The organism is Actinoplanes sp. NPDC049598 (assembly GCF_040675435.1).
GTDB lineage: Bacteria > Actinomycetota > Actinomycetes > Mycobacteriales > Micromonosporaceae > Actinoplanes.
The window spans coordinates 89374-112280 of the sequence record NZ_JBFAOX010000015.1 but is presented as its reverse complement, the minus strand read 5'-3'; the positions used below and the strand labels follow the sequence as shown (position 1 = coordinate 112280).

25 protein-coding genes are annotated in these 22907 nt (G+C 72.0%); 11 read left to right on the top strand and 14 right to left on the bottom strand.

Annotated elements, in window-relative coordinates; all coding sequences use genetic code 11:
• Positions 1–239: 239 nt before the first annotated feature.
• Both sepH and thpR read left to right on the top strand, forming a co-directional pair.
• The gene (sepH, locus tag AB0J66_RS30810; RefSeq protein WP_364667986.1) at positions 240–1331 is read left to right on the top strand and encodes a septation protein SepH; all 1092 of its coding nucleotides are present in this window, start codon (positions 240–242) and stop codon (positions 1329–1331) included.
• Positions 1280–1810: an RNA 2',3'-cyclic phosphodiesterase gene (thpR, locus tag AB0J66_RS30805; protein WP_364667983.1), complete on the top strand. Its 531-nt coding sequence runs from the start codon at positions 1280–1282 to the stop codon at positions 1808–1810. The genes sepH and thpR overlap by 52 nt, the downstream gene beginning before the upstream one ends.
• Here thpR and AB0J66_RS30800 read toward each other — a convergent pair whose 3' ends face one another.
• A complete protein-coding gene (locus tag AB0J66_RS30800) occupies positions 1811–2386 on the bottom strand; it encodes a TetR/AcrR family transcriptional regulator C-terminal domain-containing protein (protein WP_364667981.1) in 576 nt (191 codons plus the stop codon). It lies immediately after the preceding gene.
• Between the two features lie 86 nt (positions 2387–2472).
• Here AB0J66_RS30800 and AB0J66_RS30795 point away from each other — a divergent pair, with 86 nt between their 5' ends.
• The gene (locus AB0J66_RS30795) at positions 2473–2817 is read left to right on the top strand and encodes a hypothetical protein (protein WP_364667979.1); all 345 of its coding nucleotides are present in this window, start codon (positions 2473–2475) and stop codon (positions 2815–2817) included.
• 16 nt (positions 2818–2833) lie between these two features.
• On the opposite strand, the gene AB0J66_RS30790 is transcribed toward AB0J66_RS30795, so the two are convergent.
• The 4 genes from AB0J66_RS30790 to AB0J66_RS30775 all read right to left on the bottom strand — a co-directional run bounded on the left by AB0J66_RS30790 (position 2834) and on the right by AB0J66_RS30775 (position 6667).
• A complete protein-coding gene (locus AB0J66_RS30790) occupies positions 2834–3283 on the bottom strand; it encodes a hypothetical protein (protein ID WP_364667976.1) in 450 nt (149 codons plus the stop codon).
• 71 nt (positions 3284–3354) lie between these two features.
• Positions 3355–4674 (bottom strand): MFS transporter, encoded by a 1320-nt coding sequence (locus tag AB0J66_RS30785; RefSeq protein WP_364667974.1) that lies wholly within the window; start codon positions 4672–4674, stop codon positions 3355–3357.
• A 69-nt stretch (positions 4675–4743) separates the two neighbouring features.
• Positions 4744–5208 carry a MarR family transcriptional regulator gene (locus AB0J66_RS30780; protein ID WP_364668259.1) on the bottom strand — a complete coding sequence of 155 codons (465 nt, stop codon included), beginning with the start codon at positions 5206–5208 and terminating at the stop codon, positions 4744–4746.
• Between the two features lie 61 nt (positions 5209–5269).
• The gene (locus tag AB0J66_RS30775) at positions 5270–6667 is read right to left on the bottom strand and encodes an NCS2 family permease (protein ID WP_364667971.1); all 1398 of its coding nucleotides are present in this window, start codon (positions 6665–6667) and stop codon (positions 5270–5272) included.
• Positions 6668–6797: 130 nt separating this feature from the next.
• On the opposite strand from AB0J66_RS30775, the gene AB0J66_RS30770 reads away from it, so the two are divergent.
• Positions 6798–7046, top strand: a complete 249-nt coding sequence (locus AB0J66_RS30770) for a DUF2530 domain-containing protein (protein ID WP_364667969.1) — start codon at positions 6798–6800, stop codon at positions 7044–7046.
• On the opposite strand, the gene AB0J66_RS30765 is transcribed toward AB0J66_RS30770, so the two are convergent.
• The gene (locus AB0J66_RS30765; RefSeq protein WP_364667967.1) at positions 7043–7942 is read right to left on the bottom strand and encodes a DUF3027 domain-containing protein; all 900 of its coding nucleotides are present in this window, start codon (positions 7940–7942) and stop codon (positions 7043–7045) included. The genes AB0J66_RS30770 and AB0J66_RS30765 overlap by 4 nt on opposite strands.
• Before the next feature lie 27 nt (positions 7943–7969).
• Between AB0J66_RS30765 and AB0J66_RS30760 the strand changes: the two genes are divergently transcribed.
• On the top strand, positions 7970–9871 hold the full coding sequence (locus tag AB0J66_RS30760) for an MFS transporter (protein ID WP_364667964.1): 1902 nt from the start codon (positions 7970–7972) through the stop codon (positions 9869–9871).
• A gap of 249 nt (positions 9872–10120) precedes the next feature.
• Here the strand turns inward: AB0J66_RS30760 and AB0J66_RS30755 are convergent, their stop codons facing one another.
• Positions 10121–11440: a pyridoxamine 5'-phosphate oxidase family protein gene (locus AB0J66_RS30755; RefSeq protein ID WP_364667961.1), complete on the bottom strand. Its 1320-nt coding sequence runs from the start codon at positions 11438–11440 to the stop codon at positions 10121–10123.
• A gap of 67 nt (positions 11441–11507) precedes the next feature.
• On the opposite strand from AB0J66_RS30755, the gene AB0J66_RS30750 reads away from it, so the two are divergent.
• The 3 genes from AB0J66_RS30750 (at position 11508) to AB0J66_RS30740 (ending at position 13698) form a co-directional block, all read left to right on the top strand.
• Positions 11508–12137, top strand: a complete 630-nt coding sequence (locus AB0J66_RS30750) for a TetR/AcrR family transcriptional regulator (protein WP_364667958.1) — start codon at positions 11508–11510, stop codon at positions 12135–12137.
• An 8-nt stretch (positions 12138–12145) separates the two neighbouring features.
• Positions 12146–12760, top strand: a complete 615-nt coding sequence (locus AB0J66_RS30745) for a futalosine hydrolase (protein WP_364667955.1) — start codon at positions 12146–12148, stop codon at positions 12758–12760.
• Positions 12761–12885: 125 nt separating this feature from the next.
• Complete coding sequence (locus AB0J66_RS30740) at positions 12886–13698, top strand: 1,4-dihydroxy-6-naphthoate synthase (RefSeq protein ID WP_364667953.1); 813 nt, start codon at positions 12886–12888, stop codon at positions 13696–13698.
• 4 nt (positions 13699–13702) lie between these two features.
• Here the strand turns inward: AB0J66_RS30740 and AB0J66_RS30735 are convergent, their stop codons facing one another.
• Genes AB0J66_RS30735 through AB0J66_RS30725 form a run of 3 tightly spaced genes read right to left on the bottom strand, consistent with a single transcriptional unit; the run spans position 13703 to position 14964 of the window.
• Positions 13703–14089 (bottom strand): cold shock domain-containing protein, encoded by a 387-nt coding sequence (locus AB0J66_RS30735; RefSeq protein ID WP_364667950.1) that lies wholly within the window; start codon positions 14087–14089, stop codon positions 13703–13705.
• Between the two features lie 51 nt (positions 14090–14140).
• Positions 14141–14764, bottom strand: coding sequence for an HAD family hydrolase (locus AB0J66_RS30730; RefSeq protein ID WP_364667947.1), 624 nt, complete (start codon positions 14762–14764; stop codon positions 14141–14143).
• Positions 14761–14964: a hypothetical protein gene (locus AB0J66_RS30725; protein ID WP_364667944.1), complete on the bottom strand. Its 204-nt coding sequence runs from the start codon at positions 14962–14964 to the stop codon at positions 14761–14763. The genes AB0J66_RS30730 and AB0J66_RS30725 overlap by 4 nt, the downstream gene beginning before the upstream one ends.
• A gap of 96 nt (positions 14965–15060) precedes the next feature.
• Between AB0J66_RS30725 and AB0J66_RS30720 the strand changes: the two genes are divergently transcribed.
• Together AB0J66_RS30720 and AB0J66_RS30715 are read left to right on the top strand one after the other, a co-directional pair.
• Positions 15061–17490 carry a helicase-associated domain-containing protein gene (locus AB0J66_RS30720; RefSeq protein ID WP_364667942.1) on the top strand — a complete coding sequence of 810 codons (2430 nt, stop codon included), beginning with the start codon at positions 15061–15063 and terminating at the stop codon, positions 17488–17490.
• 121 nt (positions 17491–17611) lie between these two features.
• A complete protein-coding gene (locus tag AB0J66_RS30715) occupies positions 17612–19273 on the top strand; it encodes a DNA repair helicase XPB (RefSeq protein ID WP_364667939.1) in 1662 nt (553 codons plus the stop codon).
• A 3-nt stretch (positions 19274–19276) separates the two neighbouring features.
• On the opposite strand, the gene AB0J66_RS30710 is transcribed toward AB0J66_RS30715, so the two are convergent.
• The 4 genes from AB0J66_RS30710 to ligD (AB0J66_RS30695) are packed head-to-tail and all read right to left on the bottom strand — an operon-like array spanning position 19277 to position 21916.
• A complete protein-coding gene (locus AB0J66_RS30710) occupies positions 19277–19693 on the bottom strand; it encodes a hypothetical protein (protein ID WP_364667936.1) in 417 nt (138 codons plus the stop codon).
• On the bottom strand, positions 19690–20034 hold the full coding sequence (locus AB0J66_RS30705; protein ID WP_364667933.1) for a PadR family transcriptional regulator: 345 nt from the start codon (positions 20032–20034) through the stop codon (positions 19690–19692). The genes AB0J66_RS30710 and AB0J66_RS30705 overlap by 4 nt, the downstream gene beginning before the upstream one ends.
• Positions 20035–20067: 33 nt before the next feature.
• A complete protein-coding gene (gene ligD, locus AB0J66_RS30700; protein ID WP_364667931.1) occupies positions 20068–20976 on the bottom strand; it encodes a non-homologous end-joining DNA ligase in 909 nt (302 codons plus the stop codon).
• Positions 20966–21916, bottom strand: coding sequence for a non-homologous end-joining DNA ligase (ligD, locus tag AB0J66_RS30695; RefSeq protein ID WP_364667930.1), 951 nt, complete (start codon positions 21914–21916; stop codon positions 20966–20968). Before ligD (AB0J66_RS30695) ends, ligD (AB0J66_RS30700) begins: the two co-directional genes overlap by 11 nt.
• Positions 21917–22012: 96 nt before the next feature.
• On the opposite strand from ligD (AB0J66_RS30695), the gene AB0J66_RS30690 reads away from it, so the two are divergent.
• Complete coding sequence (locus AB0J66_RS30690; protein ID WP_364667927.1) at positions 22013–22906, top strand: Ku protein; 894 nt, start codon at positions 22013–22015, stop codon at positions 22904–22906.
• Position 22907 lies beyond the last annotated feature (1 nt).

The window sequence follows — 22907 nt, the reverse complement described above, 5'->3', positions numbered from 1 at the left end:
ACGCGCGTCGCGGCCTCGAGTTGCCGCTGGGCCGCGCCGAGGGCAGGGTGGGGCGCCAGTGCTCTTGGTCACTCGACGACGCGTACTTCCTCGGGGTTTTCATGATCATCGCAGGTCAGTGAACTTGCCCGGCGTGGCTTACCCCCATCGGGTGACCGGGGAGCGTACCGTGTTCCGAAACGCGCCCGGGTGGCTGAGTCTCGGGAGCACGGGCCAACGCGACGGGACGGAGGCAACGCATGCGGCCGGTACGCTTCGTCGCCCTCTCCGAGGACGGTCAGGCCATGGTGCTCGCCGACGAGGTCGGCCGGCTCCTGGCGCTTCCCATCGACGACCGGGTCCACGGTGCGCTCACCCACGAGGGCCACGCCGCCCCCGCGGGCACCGCCGTGGCCGTGATGTCACCCGAGGCCCAGCAGGCCTCGCTGTCGCCGCGTGACATCCAGGCCCGCATCCGCCAGGGCGAGTCCGCCGAGGATGTCGCCCGCATCGCCGGCGTCCCGGTCGACCGCGTCCTGCGCTACGCGGGCCCGGTGCTGCAGGAGCGGGCCATGCTCGCCCAGCACGCCCGCCGCACCCGCCTGAAGACGTCGGATTCCGGCGCCCCGCTGGCCGAGGTCGTCGACAGCCGCCTGGCCCAGCACGGCATCGACACCGAGAAGATCTCGTGGGACGCGTTCCGCCGTGAGGACGGCACGTGGCGCATCGTCGCCACCTGGCCCTCCGGCAAGGCCACGGCCCAGGCCATCTGGGATCTCGACAAGGGCCGCCAGGTCGTCTCGCCGCACGACGACATGGCCCAATATCTCTGCGCCGAGCGGCCCACCCAGATCCTGGGTCAGGAGCCCGCCCCCGAGCGCGCCTTCACCGAGCGGGGCGGCCACGGCCTGCCGGGCCCGGCCCGCTCCACCGAGCCCGCCCGCGGCGGCCACGGCCTGCCCGCGGCCGAGACACCCACCCAGCGCCCGGCCCGCGACCCGATCCGCGCCGGCCGCGACGCCCTGCTCGCCTCGCTCGACCGCCCGCTCGGCCAGACACCCGGCCGCAGCCTCGACGCCGGCCCGGCCGAGCAGCGCCGCCCGGTCGCCGGTGGCGCCGCCGCCCTGCTCGGCGGCGGTTCCGGCTCGGCCTTCGACGAGGACTCCGACCTGCCCAAGGAGGTGCCGGCCGTGCCCTCGCTGGCCGTTCTGCGCCCCCGGCGCACGGTGGGCCAGGGCAGCGGCGGCCAGCAGGCCTCCGCCGAGACCGACGAGGCCAAGCCGCGCAAGCGCCTGCCGAGTTGGGACGACGTGCTGTTCGGCGGCGGGCCCGCGGCCCGCGAGTCGTCCTGAATCGTCTGTTCGTCGCGGTCTTCCCCCCGCCCGGCGAGCTGGCCGCCCTGCAGCGGGCCCTGCCCGCGGGCGGCCGCGTCTCGCCGATCGCCAAGTGGCACATCACTCTCGCCTTCCTCGGCGACGTGCCCTCACCCGACCCGATCGCGGCGCTCCTGGGCGCGGTGCGCCCGCCCGGCCCGTTCACCCTCCGCCTGTCCGGCAGCGGCCGGTTCGGCGCGGCCGAGTGGATCGGCGTCGAAGGCGACCGGGATCAGCTCACCACCCTGCACACCCGCATCGCGGACGGCCTGGCCGCGGGCGGCCACCCGATCGACGACCGCCCGTACCACCCGCACCTGACCGTCTCGTACCACGCGGACAGCGCCCTGCGGAAAGCCCTGGGCAACTACGTCGGCGCCCCGTGGCCGGTCACCGAGTTCTCGCTGGTCCTGAGCCACAACGGCCGCTACGAGAAGCTTCAGTCCTGGCCCCTGTGATCAGCCGGCCTCCTGGCGGATGCCGTTGAGCATCAGGCGCAGCCCGTAATCGAATTGCTCGGCCGAGCCCACGACCGGCGTCTCACCCCGCAGCGCCTCGTTGACCTGCCGCCACCGCTCATCCGGCTCGCCGGCCTCCACCGCCATGCGCAGGCCGGCCGCCGAGTAGGCGATCAGCGCTTGAGCCGCCTTCACCACATCACCCGGTCCCAGACCGGCTTCGGCGAGCGCACCCATGACGACCGCGGCCAGCCGCCGCCCGGCCGGGCCGAGCGGCGGCCGCGAGGCGACGTGCCCGGCAATACCCGGATGCCGCAGCGCGGCTTCTCGAACCCCGGTCAGCACGGCCCGGATGCGCCCCTCCCAGGGTTCCCTTGGCGCGGGCGTCTCGACCTCCTCCACCGCGAGGTCGGCCACAGCGTCGAGCAAGGCCTGCCGGTCAGCGAAATGCCGATAGATCGCCATCGGATCGCAGCCCAGGTCGGCCGCTATCCGGCGCATGGACATCGCGGCCGCGCCCTCACGATCGCCAAGCGCCAAGGTCGCCCTGGCAATCACCGCGGGAGTCAGCGCCATGGCCGCCGAGTCTACGCCGTAGACGTCATTTCGCAGATGGCGTCCGCCCTGTCTACACCGTAGACAATTCCGTCTACGGTGTAGACATGCGACTCCTCACCGTGGGCCGCCTCGTCGCGGCCATGCTCAGCCTGACGACCTTCGTGTTCCTCTTCGTGCACGACTCTTGGCGCGCGGAGAATCTCTTCCTCGTGCCCGACCTGATCCTCATCGCCGCCCTGGCGGTGGCGGCCACGATGCCCGACCACTCCGCCGCGGCCGCCCTACCGGTGGCTTTCGCCTATGCCGGCGGCGTGCTGGCCACCTCGGTCGCCTCGTATGCCGTCCGCTCCGAGCTTGGCCTGCCGAGCCTGGCCGGAGCAGTCATCGCGTTGGCCCTGACCGCTCTTCTCGCCCGGCCCAGGCCAGCCGCCCATCCGGCGGGGGCCTGACCGGCTCACCTCAAAGTCAGCGCAGCTCCAGGCCGGCGGCCTCCAGCTCGTCCTCGACGCGCAGGCGCTCCAGCTCGCGGTCGAAGCCGGCCAGGGGGCGCAGGTTCTCCCGGACGCCGAGGCACTCGCAGGCCATGCAGAGCCGCTCGTCGTAGGCGACCAGCACCGCCGCCGTCCAGCGCTGGGAGCCCAGCGACGGGCCGCCGCGCTGCTGGCGGTGGAGGCGGCGCAGGTCGAAGGCGAGCTGCTCGATCGGGGCCGGGCCGCGCCCGGCCAGAGCCGCGACCGGGTCGTTGTGCTGCATGTAGCGGTCGAGCCGGTGCAGCGCACGGCCCTCCGGGGAGTTTCGGGCAGTGTCGCGCCGCCGGCGGGCCTCATCGCGCCGGATCATTGTCGCCACCGCGTACGGGACGAAGATCGGAACCACGAGGGCCGCCGTGAGCACAGCAATGTGCACTAGGGCCACCAGAAGACGCTAAGTCGGCGGCACCCCGAACCGGAATACCCGTTCGGCGGAAATGCCCTGCCAAATACCCGTCAGGCGGCCGTGCGCTCGGGCTCGGGCGTGGCCGGCAGGCCGGCGGCGGCCAGCGGCGGCACCAGGGTCAGCCGGGGCCGGGGCCGCAGCGTCATCTCGAGCCGCTCCCCGCTGGCCCGCAGCTGCCAGACCAGAGCCACGGCGGCGGCGACGAAGCAGATGATGCCCGCGACCCAGATGCTCGACGCAACCCCGTACCGCTCGCCCCACCAGCCGGCCAGGCTGGCCCCGATCGGCGTCGTCCCGAGGAAGACCAGCACGTAGAGGGCCATCACCCGGCCCCGGAACTTGGGGTCGACACCCATCTGGACGCGGTGGTTGGCCGCCTGGGCCAGGAAGATCGAGAAGAAGCCGGTCGGGAAGAGGACGATCATCGCGACCACGAAGTTGGGGGTGAAGCCGACCGCCACCTCGAGCGCGCTGAAGATCAGGGCGGCCCCGATGACCAGGTAGACGCTGGGCCGCTTGCGGCGCGCGCTGCCGGCCAGGGCCCCGCAGAGCGACCCGGCGGCCAGGGCCGTGGTGAGCAGCCCGAACGAGGACGCCCCGGCGTGGAAGTTGATTTTCGCCAGGGCGGCCAGGGTGACCGGGAAGTTGAAGCCGATCATGCCGATGACGGCCATCAGGCAGATCGGCACCATCAGGTCAGGGCGGCGGTACGCGTACTTCAGCCCGTCGAGAATGCGGGTGTCCTTCTTACCCGGCGGGTCGGAGCGCAGCAGCTCGGCCGCGCGCATGGCCGTGTAGCTGAACACCGGGGCGATCGACAGCGCCGTGGCGATCAGGAAGACCGGGCCCGTCCCGAAGATCGCCAGGGCCACGCCGGCCAGTGCCGGACCGCCGACCCGGGCCGTGTTGAAGGTGGCCGCCGAGAGCGCCAGCGCGTTCGGCAGCAGCGGCATCTCGACCAGCTCGGAGACGAAGGACTGCCGGACCGGGGTCTCGATGGAGTTGGCGACGCCGAAGAGCGCGGCGAACAGGAACACGTGCCAGAGCACGATGTGCCCCGAGGCGACCAGGATCGCGAAGACGATCGCGGTGACCGCGAAGACCGCGTTCGCCGCGACCAGCAGCTTGCGCTTGTCGTAGCGGTCGGCGAGCTTGCCGCCGTAGAGGGTGAGCAGCAGGACGGGCAGGAACTGCAGGGCGGTCACCGTCCCGAGGGCGCCCGGCGAGTTGTTCGACAGGTCGAGCACCAGCCAGTCCTGGGCGGTGAACATCATCCACACGCCGACGAGCTTGACGAGCTGGCCGACCGTGAACAGCCGGTAGTTGCGGACCTTCAGGGATCGGAAGGTGGTGTTGAGCACTGACCGCACTGGGTGGTGCCTCCTGTTCGGTCGTACGCGTCATCGTCACGTGACGAAGCGCCGCGTCGAGCCGAACCCTCAGCCCCGGGAGACCTTCTGCAGGATCTCCGTGGCCCGGGCCAGCGTCTCCCGTTCGTCCGGGGTCAGCTGGGCCAGCTGGGTGGCCATCCACTCGTTGCGAGCCTTCTCGAACTGGGCGTGGACCGCCCGGCCCTGTTCCGTGGCCGCCAGGAGGACCTGGCGGCCGTCGGTCGGATGCGGCGAGCGCACGACGAGCCCGCGCTCCTCCAGCTTGCCGACGATCTTGGTCATCGTCGGCGGCTGGACCCGCTCGACATCGGCGAGCTCACGCGGAGTCAGCGCGCCGGCCAGCTGGAGGCTGGTCAGCGCGGAGAGCTGACTGAACGTCAGGTCGCCGATCGGACGGGCTTGCCGGACGCGCCGGTTGAGCCGCTGAATCGCCTCGCGCAGCGTCTTGGCCAGCTCCTCGGCTGTGGCCTGCCCATCCTTGGGACCCAGTTCAGCCGTCACCGGCCACTCCATCACGATTCTTAGCTTAGCTAATAAGCTTGGCTAACGACATTGAACAGGTGTGTAACCGCCGTTACAGGATCCAGCTCTCCAGCGGACCCCTCAAGAAGTACAGGACGAACAGGGCCGCGACGCCGTAGAGGATGGGGTGGATCTCGCGGGCCCGGCCCGTCGCGATCTTGAGGACGACGTACGAGATCACGCCCGCCCCGATGCCGTTGGAGATCGAGTAGGTGAACGGCATGAACGTGATCGTCAGGAAGGCCGGGATGGCGATCGTGTAGTCGGTCCAGTCGATCTGCCGGATCGAGAGGATCATCAGGAAGCCGACCACCACGAGCGCGGTCGACGCCGCCTCGAACGGCACCACCGAGACCAGCGGCGACAGGAACATGGCGAGCAGGAAGAGCACGCCGGTGACCAGGTTGGCCGCCCCCGTGCGGGCGCCCTCACCCACGCCGGCGGCGCTCTCGATGTAGGACGTGTTGCTGGAGACGCTGGCCGCGCCGCCGGCGGCCGCCGCCACTGAGTCGACCAGCAGGATCTCCCGGGTCCGGGGCGGGTTGCCGTCCTCGTCGAGCAGGTCACCCTCCTGGCCGACGGCGACCATAGTGCCCATCGTGTCGAAGAAGTCGGTGATCAGCAGGCTGAAGACGAACATGACGACCACGAGCCAGCCCGCCCGCGACCACGAGTCGAGCACGTTGAAGTGGCCGATCAGCGAGAGATCGGGCGAGCTGACGATCTTCTCGGGCAGCTTCGGCACGTTCAGCGACCACGTCTTCGGGTGGGCGATCGCCTCCACGATGATGGCCAGCACCGTGCTGCCGAGGATGCCGATCAGGATCGCCCCGCGGACCTTGCGCACGAACAGGATCAGCGTGAAGAGCAGGCCGACCACGAAGACGAAGGTGGGCCAGCCGGCCGGCTTGCCGCCGATGCCGAGCTCGACCGGGACCGTCGAGTTGGCCGCGTCCGGCACCCGGCGCACGAAGCCCGCGTCGACCAGGCCGACGATCATCAGGAAGAGGCCGATGCCGACGCCGATCGCGGTCTTGAGCTGGGTCGGCACGGCCCGGAAGACCATCGTCCGCAACCCGGTGAGCACCAGGATGCCGATCAGCACGCCCTCGATGACGACCAGGCCCATGGCGTCGGCCCAGGTCATCTCCGGGGCGATCTCGTACGCCACGAGCGCGTTGACTCCGAGCCCGGCCGCCAGCGCCAGCGGGAACCGGGCGACCACGCCCATCAGGATCGTCATGATGCCGGCGACCAGCGCCGTGCCGGCGGCCAGGGCCGCGATCGGCAGCGCCTTGTTGTCGCCGTCGAGGCCCCCGCCGAGGATCAGCGGGTTGAGCACCACGATGTAGGCCATCGTGAAGAAGGTGGCCAGGCCACCGCGGATCTCGCGCCCCAGCGTCGAACCCCGGGCCGAGATCTCGAAGAAGCGGTCAAACGCGGTGAGCATGCGCGGCCTTCCCGATCATCGACAATGTCGGAGGTCATGCTCTCAGCAACAATGACCTGCACAAAAACGAAACGATGTCGGCCCGGTCACAAGTACCCACCGGTGATCTCCGCCCACCTATCCTGGCGGGGTGGAAGAACGCAAGCCCCCGGTCGAGCCGCTGGACCCACCCATGGTCCCGTTCGCGCTCGCCGGTCTGGCCGGTTTCGCCGTGGCCGCCCTGATCGTGTGGCTGGCCGACGGCCCCGACGGCTGGCTCGAGATCTGCGTGGCCGGCTTCCTGGTCGGCATCCCGGGCCTGATCACGATGATCGTGCACGACCGGCACCGCAAGCAGCGCCGGTCCGTCACGCACGCGGAGTTCCGCGTAATCAGCTAGCTGTGGCCGAGCTCCTCAGCCGGCTCCGCTTCCTCGACCGAGCCGTGGCCGCGGCTGACCGCGACCGATTCGACCTCGCTGTCGTCGTACACCGTGGGCAGCTCCTCGACCGGCTGCTCGGCCGAGCCGAGCAGGGCCTCGGAGTGGGCCCCGCAGCCGTGGTCGGAGCTGACCGCGCGGCCGTCGTCGGGCGCGTAGAGGTTGCCGCAGACGCCGAACATCGTCCGCATCGAACCGGCCAGCGGCAGGTAGAAGCCGCAGGTACCGCAGCGGGCGTTGCGCGGGGCGGCGACCGAGATCGGCGCCTCGGGGCCGGACTCGCCGTCGTACCACCGCTGGGCGGTCTCGATGCGGCCCTCGCGGGACATCACCCGGGACCGGCCGAGGCCGAGCTCCCAGCTGACCTCCTCGACCGCGGGGTCGTCGCTGAGCACGTAGCCCTGGGCGAGCCGGTCGTCGTCGGGGGCGGTCGGCATGAGGTCGCCGACACCCAGGTCGCCCGGCTGCACCCGCTCGTTCCACGGCACCCAGCCGGGGGCGAGCAGCGCGTCGGGACCGGGCAGGAGCACGGTCTCGCAGACGGTCACGTGCCGGCTGCGTGGCACCCGGGTCACCGTGACGGCCCAGCGCCAGCCGCGGTAGCCCGCCAGGTGGCTCTCGAAGAAATGGGTCACCACGCGGTCGCCCTCGGCGATCGCTTCCAGGTGGTCACCGACATCGTCGGGATCCACCTCGGTGATTGCGCCCCGCGCCACACCGACCGCATCGGCACAAACCTGGTCGAGGCGGGCGGCGCGTGTGGTGGTCCGAGTCGTCACATATCCATTGTCCCCTACCGGGGTGGTTGATCCGCAACGACTCCCCCGGATTCCGCGCGCACGCCGACGGGACAGCACTGGCCCCGATCAGTCAGGATGGGACCCATGCCTGTGCTTCCCTCGATCGGGCGCACCGTCGGCTCCGGCATCAAGGCCGCCCGCCTGCTGGTGCGTGGCTCCGTGCGCGGCGGGGCGTGGGCCACCCGGCGGGTCGGCACGGCGCGGGCCAGGGGCGCGGCCAACGAGGTCGGCATGATCCGCCTCTTCGATCTGCACGCGATCTCCTGCGCGGGCGACACGCTGATCGCGATCGGCCTGGCCGGCACGATCTTCTTCAACGTCCCGCTCGGCGAGGCCCGCAGCAAGGTCGCCCTCTACCTGCTGATCACGATGGTCCCGTTCGCTCTGCTGGCCCCGGTCGTCGGCCCGCTGCTCGACCATTTCCGGCACGGCCGCCGCTACGCGCTCGCGGTGACCATGCTCGGCCGGGCCTTCCTGGCCTACGTGATCTCCGATCACCTCTTCGGCTGGGGCCTCTATCCGGCGGCCTTCGGGGTGCTTGCGCTCTCCCGGGCGTACGGGGTGGCGCGCTCGGCGGCCGTGCCGCGACTGCTGCCCGAGGGGATCGGCCTGTCCCAGGTCGGCGCGCGGGCCAGCGTCTACGGCACGTTCGCGGGGGCGGTGGTGGCCCCGCTCGGCCTGCTCGCCTTCAAGTTCGGGCCGCAGTGGCCGCTGCGCGTGGCCGCGATCCTCTTCGTCGTCGGCATGGTCATCTCGCTGCGCCTGCCGCCCCGAGCCGACTCCGAGCCGCCCGAGGCCGTGCCCCGCCCGTGGCGGACGATGCTGCGCCTGGGCCGCGGCGAGGACCGGCCGCTGGCCGGCCGGCTCGTCATCGCCACCCTGGTCGGCAGCGCCAGCCTGCGCCTGCTCTACGGGTTCATGCTGCTCTTCCTGGCCTTCGTGATCATGGCGAACGACCTCGACACGACGGTCCTGGGCAACGACATCGGCAACAAGGGAGCGGTCGGCCTGATCGGCGGCGCGCTGGCCGTGGGCACCTTCCTGTCCACGGCCGTCGGCACCCGCCTGCGCATCCGACGGCCGCTCGCCCTGCAGTCGACCGGCCTGACCGTCACGGCCGGCGTCGGCGTGCTGGCCGTCGTCTTCTACAGCCTGGCCACGGTCACCCTGTTGGCCCTGGTCGTCGCCATCTTCAGCGGCATCGCCAAGCTGGCCGTCGACGCCACCATCCAGGAGCGGGTCCCGGAACGCCTGCGGGCCAGCGCCTTCTCCCACTCCGAGACCGTCCTCATGATCGCCTGGGTCCTCGGCGGCGGCATCGGCCTGCTCCCCCTCCCCGGCCGCCTCGGCGTCGCCCTGGCCGCCCTGCTGGCCGTCGCCGCCGCCGTCCGCGCCGGCTGGGCCGCCGCCCGCCTCCACAACGAACGCCTGAGCGGCCGCGCCGGCGACCCCGAGCCCCCCGCGGCCCCCGAGCCCACCCCAACCGCCGCCGGACCCGCCCCAACCGCCGGACCCGCCCCAACCGCCGGACCCGCCCCAACCGCCGGGCCCGCGCCGACGGCCGCCGGACCCGCCTCGACCCCCGCCGCGCCCTCGGCCCAGCCGTCCACGCGCGCCGGAGCCGGCCCCTCGGCTCAGCCAACCGACCCCTGGCCGGACGCGCCCACCATCCCCGAACGCGCGCACCCCAACCCGACGCCGCCCGCCCGAAGCCGCCGAGCCGAGCCGTCCACGCCGCCCACTCAGGGCCGCCGCTCCGAGCCACCCACCCGCGTCGAGCCCCCCACCAAGATCGACCCCGCCGCGGGCAAGAAACGCTGGTTCAACCGCGACAAGGACAAGCCGGCCCCGCCACCCCCACCCCCGGCGCCGGCCGAGCCGAAGCCCGAGCCCGCGGCCGCCCCACCCGGTTTCCACGTCTACCGCCCGTCATCGGCCGACCACCCCACCAACGGCTCAGCCCCGGACGACGCCGACAACCGCTGAACGCCCGCGCCCCGACCCGGGCGCCGTCCGGTGGGGGTCGTTCCACCAACCAGCCATGATCGGGGCCAAGCCATCGGCCCGCCGCGCCGGTCGCCGCCCGGCCAAACCCACCCGCCGCGCCGGTCACCGCCCAGCCAAACCCACCCACCCCGCCACGCGAGTCGCCACCCGGCCAAGCCAGGTGGCCGCCCATCCCCGATCCGGCCAAGCTCGCCGACCGCGCCAGGCCAATGGGCGGCCGTGATGGGGTCAAGCCCGCCGACCGGGCCGGGCCGCGCGATTCGGCGGAGCGGTATCCGGCTCGTAGCCCTCCTTGCGGAGCCCGGACCGGTAGGCCCGGTTCATCACCAGCCGCAGCAGGCGGTCCACCCCGGGGATCGACCCGAGCGCCTTCAGCGCGACGGCGGACGGGCCGCTGTTCGCGGCGAGGTGCTTCGCCGCCAGCGCCATCAGGTCGGGCATCGAGCCGCTCTCGACGTGGGTGTCCGTGCTCCACATCCGCGAGTCGGCCACGGCCGAGTTGGTGACCAGCTCGGCCCGCTCGACCTCGATCACCAAAGCCAGATGCGGCGGCTGGCCCCGGAGCGCCATCGTCGCCAGCAGGGCCGGATCGTCGGTGATCGCGCCACGCCCGCGGAGGTGCAGCACGGCGCTGCGCCCGGGCACGAGCGCGGCCAGCGCCAGCCGGTCGTCGGTGAGCAGATTGTGCAGCGTGTCGGCGCGTTTGTTGCCCCGCCGGTCCGGGATGACGAGCGTATGACCGTCCAGGATCCGGGCCACCGCCTGCCGGTCACCGCGCGGGCTCGTGTCGCTGCCGCCGGAGGAGTCCCACGAGGAGAGCGCCAAGAACGGCGCCGCAGCCATAAACTCCGCCACCTCGGGCCGATCCAGCGGCCCGTCTCCCCCGACCCCGACGACCGACCCCAGCGGCGCGCCCGACCCCAGCGGCGCGCCCGAACCCTGCGGCGCGCCCGACCCCAGCGGCGCGCCCGACCCGAGCGGCGCGCCGGGAGAAGGCGGCGCGGCTGGAGACGGCGCCGCGCCCAGAGACGGCGCCGCGCTCGGAGACGGCGCCGCGCTCGGAGACGGCGCCGCGCTCGGAGACGGCGCCGCGCTCGGAGACGGCGCCGCGCCCGGAGACGACGGCTTCCACAGTCGTGAGCGCAGCACCGCCTGCGCGCAGTGCACATACGCCTCCCCCACGGTGAAGGTGACCCGGCCGCCGCTGCCGGTGGCCGCCGATCCGTTGACCCGCAGGACCTCCCCCACGCCCGGCAGGAGGTAGAACAGCGAAGCCGGCCCCTTCGCCGAGCCGGGCCCGCTGAACGAAAGCCGGGTAGCCGAATGGACCCGCGTAAACCCCGGCGCCCCGCCGACAAAGGTGGTCCGGCCGGCGCCGTCGGCATCCCGGTAACCGAAGGCCGCGATCGGGCTCCGGCCCAGGATGATCCGGCACCCGTCGTCGAGGGCGTCGAGCTGCTTCAGCATGATGACCGGCGCCGGACGGCCCACGATCTCTTCCACCTCAGCCGCCGCGGTCAAGAGGCGCACTTTGTTTTCCCAGCTCACGACATTATTGTGAGCAATAGCTCAGCTCTCTGGCTACTCGCTTTCGCGTCCGAGGAGGAGGCCCCGCGTGCCGTCGGCCGACCGTCGTCTTTCGCCTCGTCGCACGCCCCGGCAGGTGCGGGCCGAGCTGACCCGCGAGCGCATCCTGACCGCCGCTGCTCACGTTTTCGCCGAGTTCGGCTATGCCGCCGGCACCACCAACCGCATCGCCGAACGGGCCCGCGTCTCCATCGGCTCGCTGTACCAGTACTTCCCGAACAAGGACGCCATCCTGGCCCAGCTGCTGGTGCGGCACATCGACCGCGGCCGGTGGACGGAGGCCGATCAGCTCGACCTTTCGCCCGGGACCCTCGAGGCGACCGTGCGGGCCCTGGTCCGGGACGCGATCGACAACCACGACGACGATCCCCAGCTGCTGCGGATCATGATCGAGGAGGCGTCGCTCTCCCAGGAGCTGCTCGACACGATCGAGCGGCACGGCGAAGAACGCATCGCCCAGGTGCGCGATCTCCTGGCCCGGCACCCGGACGTACGGGTGGGGAATCTCGGCACTGCGGCCGAGTTGATTACGTTCACGGTGGAGATGAACATCCACAAGCTCCTGGCCGCCCCGCGGACCGTCCCGGTCGAGGCGGTCGAGGCGGTCGAGGACGAACTGGTCGCCATGATCACCCGCTACCTGCGAGGACCGAGTTGACAAGAAAAATGTTGGTGGTCACCGCGGTGGCGGCTGAGGCCGAGGCCGTACGGGCCGGAGCCGATCCCGCTCACGTGGTCGTCGAGCCGGTCGGTGTCGGTCCCGCCGCGGCCGCCGCCGGCACGGCCCGCCTGCTCGCCACCGGCGAGTACCGCGCAGTGATCTCGGCCGGCATCGCCGGTGGTTTCGCAGGCCGGGCGCCGGTCGGGGCCACCGTCATCGGCGCCCGCAGCATCAGCGCGGATCTTGGCGCCGAATCCCCCGACGGTTTCCTGCCGATCGAGGAGCTCGGTTTCGGCACGAGCCGTGTCACCGCCCACCCCGAGTTGATCAAGGCGCTGACCACGGCCCTCCCCGACGCGATCGTCGGTGACGTCCTGACCCTCAGCACTGTCACCGGCACGGCAGAGACCGCCGCGTCACTGGCAGCTCGCTTCCCGCGGGCCGTCGCCGAGGCCATGGAGGGTTTCGGGGTGGCGGTGGCCGCCGCCGGGCTGCCCTTCGCCGAGTTGCGCACGATCTCCAACCCGATCGGCCCCCGCGATCGGGCCGCCTGGCGCCTGAAGGAAGCCTTCGCCGCGTTATCCACAGCTTCTACCGCCTTGTGGACAACCTGTGGATAACGGCCTGTGACCCTTGCCGCTCCCACTAAGAACCACGAGCGTGAGGGCCAGGTGGCGCTGAGTGTGGGATTGGGAACAGGCGTCGCGTCACGCTGTCCCGGTGTCACCCGTTTAGCGTGGACGCCGTGGCGCTTTCACTCGCGGTTTCGCCGTGTCCCAACGACACGTTCGTTTTCCACGCTCTGGTGCACGGGCTGATCCCGGGCGCACCCGAGGTCAACCTGACCTTCGCCGACGTCGACGTGACGAACACGGCGGCCGAGCGGGGCGAGTTCGACCTGGTCAAGGTGAGCTACGCGGCCCTGCCGTGGCTGCTCGACGACTACGAGCTGCTGCACACCGGCGGCGCGCTCGGCCGCGGCTGCGGCCCGTTGGTCCTGACGAAGGACGGCAACGAGGACCTCACCGGCCAGACGGTCGCCGTGCCCGGTGACCGCACCACCGCCTACCTGCTTTTCCGGCTCTGGTCGGCCGACCGGCCGCCGGCCCGGATCGAGGTGGTGCCGTTCCACCAGATCATGCCGGGCGTGGCCGACGGCACGTACGACGCCGGTCTGGTCATCCACGAGGCCCGCTTCACCTACCAGCGCTACGGCCTGGTCTCGATCGTCGACCTCGGCGAGTGGTGGGAGCGGGACACCGGCCTGCCCATCCCGCTCGGCGCGATCCTGGCCCGCAAGGGCGCGGTCGACCCGGCCGAGGCCACCGAGTGGATCCGTAACTCGGTCAGCATGGCCTGGGCCAACCCGGACGCCAGCCGCGACTTCATCCTGGCCAACGCGCAGGAGATGGAGCCGGAGGTCGTCCAGCAGCACATCAATCTTTACGTCAACGAGTTCACGCTCGAGCTGGGCCGGGACGGACTCGCCGCCGCCGACGCCCTGTTGCAGCGTGCGACGGCGGCGGGTCTGACGCCGGCGGTCAAGCCCTTCCAGTGACGGGCTAGACCTCGAACTCTTTAGCGACCGCGTGGACGAGCTGCGCGATCTTCTGCGCGGTCCGCTTGTCCGGGTACCGCCCGTGGCTGAGCCCGGGCTGTACCTGCGACTCCAAGACCTTGATCATGTCTTCGACCATGCTGTGCAGCTCCTCCGCCGGACGGCGGCGCAGCTCGGACAGCGACGGCGGGGCGTCAATCAGCTTGACCCCCATGGCCTGAGGGCCCCGGCGGCTGTCGACCAGGCCGAAATCGACCCGCTGGCCCGTCTTCAACTCGACCACACCGGCCGGCAGCGCGCCCTTGGGCAGGAACACGTCTCCGCCCTCATCGCTGGTGACGAAACCGAATCCCTTCGCCGCGTCGTACCACTTCACTCGACCCGTGGGCACCGCTGACCTCAACTTCACTCAATGGAAACAACCGCTCACCGCAAAGGCTACTTAAGCGGCGGGCCCGGACCCAACTGCAATCTCACGCAGGAGGGCGGGAAACCCATTGAGATCGGACAGGACGTACGCGGCGCCGGCCGCCCGCAGCTCATCGGGCGAGCACGGTCCGGTGGCCACCCCGATGCCGGGCACGCCGGCGGTCCGCGCGGCCACCATGTCACCGACGTGGTCGCCGACGTACCAGCGCACGCCGTGCTCGGTCAGCGCGGCCGCCTTGCCCTCGGCGAACAGGTCACCCGCGAGCTCATCGGCCGCCATCCCGAGATGGGCCAGGTGCAGTTCCGCCAGTCTGCCCAGCTTGGACGTCACCACGACGACCCGCAGACCCCGATCGCGTACGGCCGCGAGCGCCTCGACCGCGCCCGGCATGGGCACGGTCGGGGTGATCGCGTAGTCCGGGTAGAGCCCCCGGTAGGTAGTGACCGCCTCCTCGACCTGGTCGGCCGGGAACCAGTTCCGCATCTCGGTGCGCAGGGGCGGCCCGAGCCGGCTGACCACCAGATCGGCGTCGACCGGGACGCCGGTCAGCTCGGTCAGCGCATGGTAGGCGGCCCGGATCCCCGGCCGGGAGTCGATCAGGGTCATGTCCAGATCGAAACCGACCGCCCCCCTCACGCGGGGGTCGACGGGATGTACTTGAGCTGGTTCACCGGCAGCGGGAACGTCTGGTCGTCACCGAAGGGCGAGGGCGCGGCGGCCCGGTCGGACAGGATCTCGGAGACGTCCATGTGGCCCTGCGGAGCGGCCGGCTTGGTCTGGCGCGGGCCGGCGCCACCCTCGACGGCGGTACCCGGCAACTTGTTCTGAGCGGCCACTGGTTCTTCCCCTTAAGCGTCACATCGAGAGGTAGTGAGCCAGCCCGCTGGGCTGGTCCCTTCAATATCGTCCCACGACGGCTAGCGTTGAACACGATGGCCACCACATTCGCCGATCAACTCCGGTCGCTCACCGACGAGGCGCTGAGCGCGCTCATTCAGCTGCGCCCCGACCTCGTCGTGCCCGTCCCCGCCGACGTCTCCGCCCTCGCCGTGCGCGCGCAGTCCCGCGGCTCGGTCGCCCGCTGCCTCGACGGCCTGGACGAGTTCACCCTGCAGATCCTCGACGCCGCCCGGCTGACCCGCTCCGCCACGACGGCCCTGACCTCCATCGACGCCATCCTCGAGCTCGCCCCCGGGGTGGCCGCGGACGACGTCCGCGTCGCGGTCGACCGCCTGCGGGTGCGCTTCCTGCTGCACGGCCCCGAGGACGCGCTGGAGGTCACCCGGGCCGTGGACGAGGTCACCTCGCCCTACCCGGCCGGCCTGGGCCGCCCGGCCGACTTCCTCGACCCGCAGGCCGCCGCCCTCTGCGCCGACAAGGCGAAACTGCGCCGCACGGTGCTGGCCGCGCCCCCGGCCGCCCGGGCCGTGCTCGATCGGCTGGCCGAGGGGCCGCCGGTCGGGGCGCTGCGCCGGGAGACCGTGGCCGAGCCGGTGCGCTGGCTGGTCGAGCAGCACATCCTGGTGCCGGTCAGCGAGGCCGGCCGGTCCCCGCGCCCGGACGGCGAGCTGGTCGAGCTGCCCCGTGAGGTGGGCCTGCTGCTGCGCCGCGACGGCGGCCCGCTGGGCCCGATGCGGCCGTTCCCGCCGCTGCCCGAGGGCACCGGCCGCGATCCGAAATCGGTCGACTCGGCCGGCGCCGGTCAGGTCATGGAGGCCGTCCGCAGCGTCGAGGCGCTCCTGGAGGCGCTCGCGGCCGAACCGGCGCCGGTGCTCCGGGCGGGCGGCCTCGGCGTCCGGGACCTCAAGCGTCTCGCCCGCTCGGCCGGCCTGGACGAGCCCGCGGCGGCGCTGCTGCTGGAGATCTCGCACGCGGCGGGGCTGCTCGGCGAGAGCGACGTCGCCGGCTCCGGCCGTTCGGTCACGGTGAGCCGCGCGACCGGCCCGGTCGACGAGATCTTCCTGCCCACCGGCGCCTTCGACCTGTGGCGGGCCCTGAGCATCGCCCAGCGCTGGACCGCGCTGGCGCGGGCCTGGCTGGTCATGACCCGCCAGCCGGGCCTGGTCGGCCAGCGGGACGAGCGGGACCGCCCGATCAACGCGCTCGCGCCGGACGCCGAGCGGGCCGGCGCCCCGCAGGCCCGGCGGGAGGCGCTGCTGGTGCTGACCGACCTCAAGCCGGGCACCGCCCCGCCGGTCGACGAGGTGCTGGGCCTGCTGGCCTGGCAGAGCCCGCGCCGGGCCCGCGGCCGGGAGGCGACCCACCGCGACGCCCTGGCCGGCGCCGCTCAGCTCGGCCTGACCGCGCTCGGCGCCATCACCTCGTACGGCCGCCTTCTGCTGGAAGACCCGGACATCGACGAGAGTGACCCGCTGGGGGTGCGGCCGGCCAGCTCGGCCGAGGCGCCGGGTGACGCCGTCCGGCAGCTGGACGCCCTGCTGCCGGCCCCGGTCGACCACGTGCTGGTGCAGGCCGACCTGTCGGTGGTCGTGCCCGGCCCGCCCGAGCCCGAGCTGGCGGCCGAGCTCGACGTGGTGGCCGAGCCCGAGTCGGCCGGCGGCGCGAGCGTGTTCCGGGTGACCACGGCCAGCGTGCGGCGCGCCCTCGACGTCGGCTACACCGCGGCCGACCTGCACGCCCTGTTCCGGCGGCGGTCGCGCACGCCGGTGCCGCAGACGCTGACCTACATGATCGACGACGCCGCCCGCAAGCACGGCGGCCTGCGCGCCGGCTCGGCCGGGTCCTACCTGCGCAGCGACGACGAGGCGCTGCTGACCGAGGCGCTGGCCGACAAGCGCCTGGCGTCGCTGGGCCTGCGCCAGATCGCGCCGACCGTGCTGGTCAGCCCGCTGCAGGTGGCACGGCTGCTGGGCGGGCTACGCGACGCCGGCTTCGCCCCGGTGGCCGAGGACGCGGGCGGCTCGGCCGTGCTGACCCGGCCCAAGGTGCGGCGCGCGCCGACCCGTACGTCGGTGGCAGCGCGAGCGGCCGAACATGCCGGACCACCCAGTCTCGTGGGGCCCCGGCTGGCCGGGGTGGTGGAGCAGATCCGCCGCGGCGACATCGCGACCCGGGCCGCGCGACGGGCCCCGGTGGGCGTGCGCGCGGCCAACGGGCAGGGGGCGCCCGGCCTGACCCCGGTCCAGCAGCACGGGCAGGCGATGGCGGTGCTGCAGCAGGCCGTCCGGGAGAAGGCGCGGGTCTGGGTCGGCTACGTCGACTCGCACGGCGCGACCCTGTCCCGGCTGGTCAAGCCGGTCTCGCTGAGCGCCGGCTACCTGCGCGCGGAGGACGAGCGCACCGAGACGCTGCACACCTTCGCCTTGCACCGCATCACCGCGGCCGTGCCCGAGGAGGAGTAATGCGGGCCGCATACCCCCGATGCTGATGCGGCCCGCGTAAGACCCAAACGCGGACTCCGCCGGAAAGGTTGCACGCGTGTCAGACTGGAGGGTCGTTGTTTGCTCTCCGGAGGGTGTGCACGTGAGCGGCGGACCGCTGATCGTTCAATCCGACAAGACACTTCTCCTCGAGGTCGACCACCCGGACGCGCAGGCCTGCCGGATGGCGATCGCCCCGTTCGCCGAGCTCGAGCGCTCCCCCGAGCACGTGCATACGTACCGCCTGACCCCGCTCGGCCTGTGGAACGCCCGCGCCGCCGGGCACGACGCCGAGAGCGTGGTCGACTCGCTGATCAAGTTCTCCCGCTACCCGGTGCCGAACGCCCTGCTGGTCGACGTGGCCGAGACGATGGACCGGTACGGCCGGCTCCAGCTGGTCAACGACCCCAACTACGGCCTCGTCCTGCGCGGGCTCGACAAGATCGTGCTGATCGAGGTGGCGAAGTCGAAGAAGCTCGCCGGCATGCTCGGCGCGAAGATCGACGACGAGACCATCGTGGTCCACCCGTCCGAGCGCGGCCGCCTCAAGCAGGCCCTGCTCAAGCTCGGCTGGCCGGCCGAGGATCTGGCCGGTTACGTCGACGGCGAGGCCCACGAGATCGATTTGGCCGAGGACGGCTGGACGCTGCGGTCGTACCAGCAGGAGGCGGTCGACGGCTTCTGGGCCGGCGGCTCGGGTGTGGTCGTGCTGCCCTGCGGCGCCGGCAAGACGCTGGTCGGCGCGGCCGCGATGGCCACGGCCAAGGCCACCACGCTGATCCTGGTCACCAACACGGTGGCCGGCCGGCAGTGGAAGCGGGAGCTGATCGCCCGCACGTCGCTGACCGAGGAGGAGATCGGCGAGTACAGCGGCGAGCGCAAGGAGATCCGCCCGGTCACCATCGCCACGTACCAGGTCCTGACCTCGCGCCGCGGCGGCGCGTTCACCCACCTCGACCTGTTCGGCGCCCGCGACTGGGGCCTGGTCATCTACGACGAGGTCCACCTGCTGCCGGCCCCGATCTTCCGGTTCACGGCCGACCTGCAGGCCCGGCGCCGGCTCGGCCTGACCGCCACGCTGGTCCGCGAGGACGGCCGCGAGGGTGACGTCTTCTCGCTGATCGGCCCCAAGCGCTACGACGCCCCGTGGAAGGACATCGAGTCCCAGGGCTGGATCGCGCCCGCCGAGTGCGTCGAGGTGCGGGTCACCCTGACCGAGGCCGAGCGGATGACGTACGCGGTGACGGAGGCCGAGGAGCGCTACCGGGTGGCCGCCACCGCCCGCACCAAGCTGCCGGTGGTCAAGGCCCTGGTCGACAAGCACGCCGGCGAGCAGGTGCTGGTCATCGGCGCCTACATCGACCAGCTGCACGAGCTCGGTGAGTACTTGGACGCGCCGATCGTGCAGGGCTCGACCACCAACAAGGAGCGGGAGCGGCTCTTCGACGCGTTCCGCTCCGGTGAGCTGCGGGCCCTGGTGCTCTCCAAGGTGGGCAACTTCTCGATCGACCTGCCCGAGGCGGCGGTGGCCATCCAGGTCTCCGGCACGTTCGGCTCCCGGCAGGAGGAGGCCCAGCGGCTCGGCCGGGTGCTGCGCCCCAAGGCCGACGGCCGCCAGGCCCACTTCTACACGGTCGTCTCCCGCGACACGATCGACACCGAGTACGCGGCGCACCGCCAGCGCTTCCTGGCCGAGCAGGGCTACGCCTACACGATCGTCGACGCCGACGACGTGCTCGGCCCGCCGCTCCCTCAGATCGACTGAGGCTCAGCCGGTGACGGTGGGCTCGGGGGCGGGCTCGGCCGGCGCCTCCGTGCTCATCGGGGCCGGGGCCGGCCCGCTGCTCGACTGGGCGAAGAACATGAAGCCGCAGAGCACGAAGAGGACGACGAGCGCCCCGGCCGCGATGGCCACGACGGTCCAGTTGACCTGCTTGCGCGGCCGCTCGGGGCGGGTGCCGGCCTCCTCGTGGGCGGCCGCGGCGATCGCCTCGGGGCTGCCCAACCGCTCCAGGACCTCGATGACCTCGCCCTCGGAGGCGAGGTTGCGCTCCGCCCGCTCGGCGGCGATGTGCGCCGCCAGATCGGCCAGGAGCTCGCGGCGCTGGAGCACGGGCAGCCCGGCCAGGCGCTGATCGACCTCGTGCAGGTACGCCGCCACGACGTCGGTCTGATTGGTCTTCATGCGGCCTCACCGGTCCCCACGAGTCGGTCCACGGTCTGTCGGAAGGAAACCCATTCGCTGCGGAAGTGCTCGAGCGCGGCCCGGCCGGTCACGGTGAGCCCGTAGTAGCGGCGCGGCGGCCCGGTCGGCGACTCGACCCACTTGCTCTCCAGCCAACCCGATCGGCGCAAGCGGGAAAGCAACGGATAGATCGTGCCCTCGCCGGCGGCCAGATTGGGCTCGTCGCCGAGCCGGCGCACGATCTCGTTGCCGTACCTGTCCTCGGTCTCGACCATCGCCAGGACGCAGAACTCGAGCGTCCCCCGCCGCAACCCGGTCGCCAACGACGATCCCTCTGCCATGCGGCACACGGTACCTTGCGACACCAAGTAGCGCTACGCCGGCAGTACGGGCCCCTTCTCCAACAGGGCTTCCAGGAGGTCACCGTGCTGTTCGACGCGTTCGAGGACCTCCTCGGCGTGGTACTGCCGGGCCTCCTGGTCGCCGGTGGCGATGGCCTCGACCTCCTCCCACGTCAAGGGGGTGGAGGCGGTCGGCTCCTCCTGGGCCCGCAGCGAGTAGGGCGTCACGGTGGTCTTCGCGGCCGCGTTCTGGCTCCAGTCGATGAAGATCTTCCCGGGGCGGATGGCCTTCGCCATCTTGGCGGTGATCGAGCCGGGGACCATCGCCGCCAGCTCTTCGGCGACCTTCTTGGCATACGCCGACACGACCTCCGAGTCCTGCGTGCCGGAGATCGGGCAGCACAGCTGCATGCCCTTCTTGCCGGAGGTCTTGGGGTACGCCTCGACGCCGTCGGCGGCCAGCCGGTCGCGCATCAGCACCCCGACCGCGCAGCACTCCCGCAAGCCGGCCGGCGCCCCCGGGTCGAGGTCCACCACGAGCAGGTCGGGATCCTGGCCGATCTTCCATTGCGGGGTGTGCAGCTCGAGCGCGGCCAGGTTGGCCAGCCAGACCAGGGTCGCCAGCTCGTCCACCACGACGAAGTCGACGGTCTCGCGGCTCTTGGTCGAGCCCGGCACCGGCAGCGTCTCGAGGTGCACCCATCCGGGCGTACCGCCGGGCTTGTTCTTCTCGAAGAAGTGGGCGCCGTCGACGCCGTTGGGGAAGCGGATGCGGGTGACCGCCCGCCCGGCCAGGTGCGGCAGCATCACCGGGGCGATCCGCGTGTAGTAGTCGATGACCTCGCCCTTGGTGAACCCGGGAACCGGGTACATCACCTTGTCGAGGTTGGAGAGCTCGAGGTCACGGCCGTCGATCGAGACAGGAAGCCGGTCACCGGCCATCCTCGTCCTCCTCCACGCACTCCTGCGGCGTCTTGTCGTCCCGCAACCGCAGGAACCGGGGGAAGCGCAAGCGCCCGTCCGGCGTGCGGTTGCCGTAGCGGATCTCCACCACCAGCTCCGGTCGTACCCAGTGCGCCCCGCGTGAATCCTCCCGCGGCACCGCTCCCGGCTGGAACGGGCTCTTGGCCACGGCCAGCGGTTCCAGCGCGGCGAGCAGCTCCTTCTCGGCCACCGCGCCGATGCCGCCGCCCACCCGGCCCCGGAACCGGAGCCCGTCCGGCGTCGGCAGGCCGACCAGCAGCCCGCCGAGTCTGCGGGCGCCCGCGCGCCAGCCGCCGATCACATAATCGCCCGTACGGTCGAACTTGACCTTGATCCAGTCCGGCGAGCGCGTGCCGGGCAGGTAGACCGAGTCGGTGCGCTTGGCGACCACGCCCTCCAGGCTGTTCTCCCGGGCCGCGGCCGCGGTGGCCGCCCCGTCGCCGAACGACGGCGGCACCATCCAGCTCGGCCCGGCCAGGCCGAGCTCCTCGAGCTTCTCCCGCCGGGCCAGGTACGGCAGGCCGGTGTAGTCCAGGCCGTCGTGGTAGAGCAGGTCGAAGACCATGTACGTGACGGGAGCGGTGACCATCAGACGGGCGGCCTTGCTCGTGTCCCGGACGTGCATCCGCTCGGCCAGCGCGGTGAACGACGGCCGGCCCTTCGCGTCGAGCACCACCATCTCGCCGTCGAGCAGCGTCCCCTCGGGCAGCTGCAGGCCGGCGATCTCCGGGTAGGCCGCGGTGACCACGGCGCCGGAGCGCGCGAACAGCACGGGTGGACCCCCGGCGAAGAGCGCGAGAACGCGGACCCCGTCCCACTTGAACTCGTAGCTCCACTCCGGCCCGGCCGGCAGCGCACCGGCGGTGGCGAGCATGGGAGACAGCGGCGCACCGGGCACCCGATCACCTTAGGCAGGATCGAACACCTTACGCAGGCGTCTCACTAATGCCATTCTGATCAGGAGTTCTTCTCAAACGGGGGTACGGGAGGCGACATGCGAGCGATCTGGAAGGGCGCCGTCTCCTTCGGGCTGGTGTCCATCGCGGTGAAGCTGTACTCGGCCACCGAGGAGAAAGACATCCGGTTCCACCAGGTGCACCGCACCGACGGCGGCCGGATCAAGTACCAGCGCACCTGCTCGATCGACGGCGAGGTGGTCAGCTACGACGACATCGCCAAGGGGTACGACATCGGCGGCGGCGAGATGGTCATCCTGACCGACGAGGACTTCGCCGACCTGCCGCTGACCACGTCCCGGGCGATCGACGTGCTCGAGTTCGTCCCGGCCGAGCAGATCGACCCGATCCTGTTCGCCAAGACCTACTACCTCGAGCCGGAGGGCCAGGCCGCCAAGCCGTACGTGCTGTTGCGGGACGCCCTGCAGGACGCCGACCGGGTCGCCGTCGTCAAGATCGCGCTCCGCCAGCGGGAACAGCTCGCCACGCTGCGGGTGCACGAGGGCGTGCTCGTGCTCAACACGATGCTCTGGCCGGACGAAGTACGCACCCCCGACTTCGGCTTCCTCGACGAGGACATCGAGACCCGCCCGGCCGAGCTGGCCATGGCCTCGTCGCTGATCGACTCGATGGCCGGCAGCTTCAAGGCCGAGGAGTTCACCGACAACTACCGGGCCGCGCTCCAGGAGGTCATCGACGCCAAGGTCGAGGGCCGCGAGGTCGTCCAGCCCGAGGAGACCGAGGAGGCGCCGGCCGCGGCGGTCGACCTGATGGCCGCGCTCAAGGCCTCGGTCGAGCGGGCCAAGGCCGCCCGTGGCGAAAAGGCGGCCCCGCCCGCCGCGCCGAAGAAGAAAGCGGCCTCGCCGGCCAAGAAGACCACCGCAGCGAAGAAGGCCACACCCGCCAAGAAGGCCGTGAAGAAGTCCGCATGAT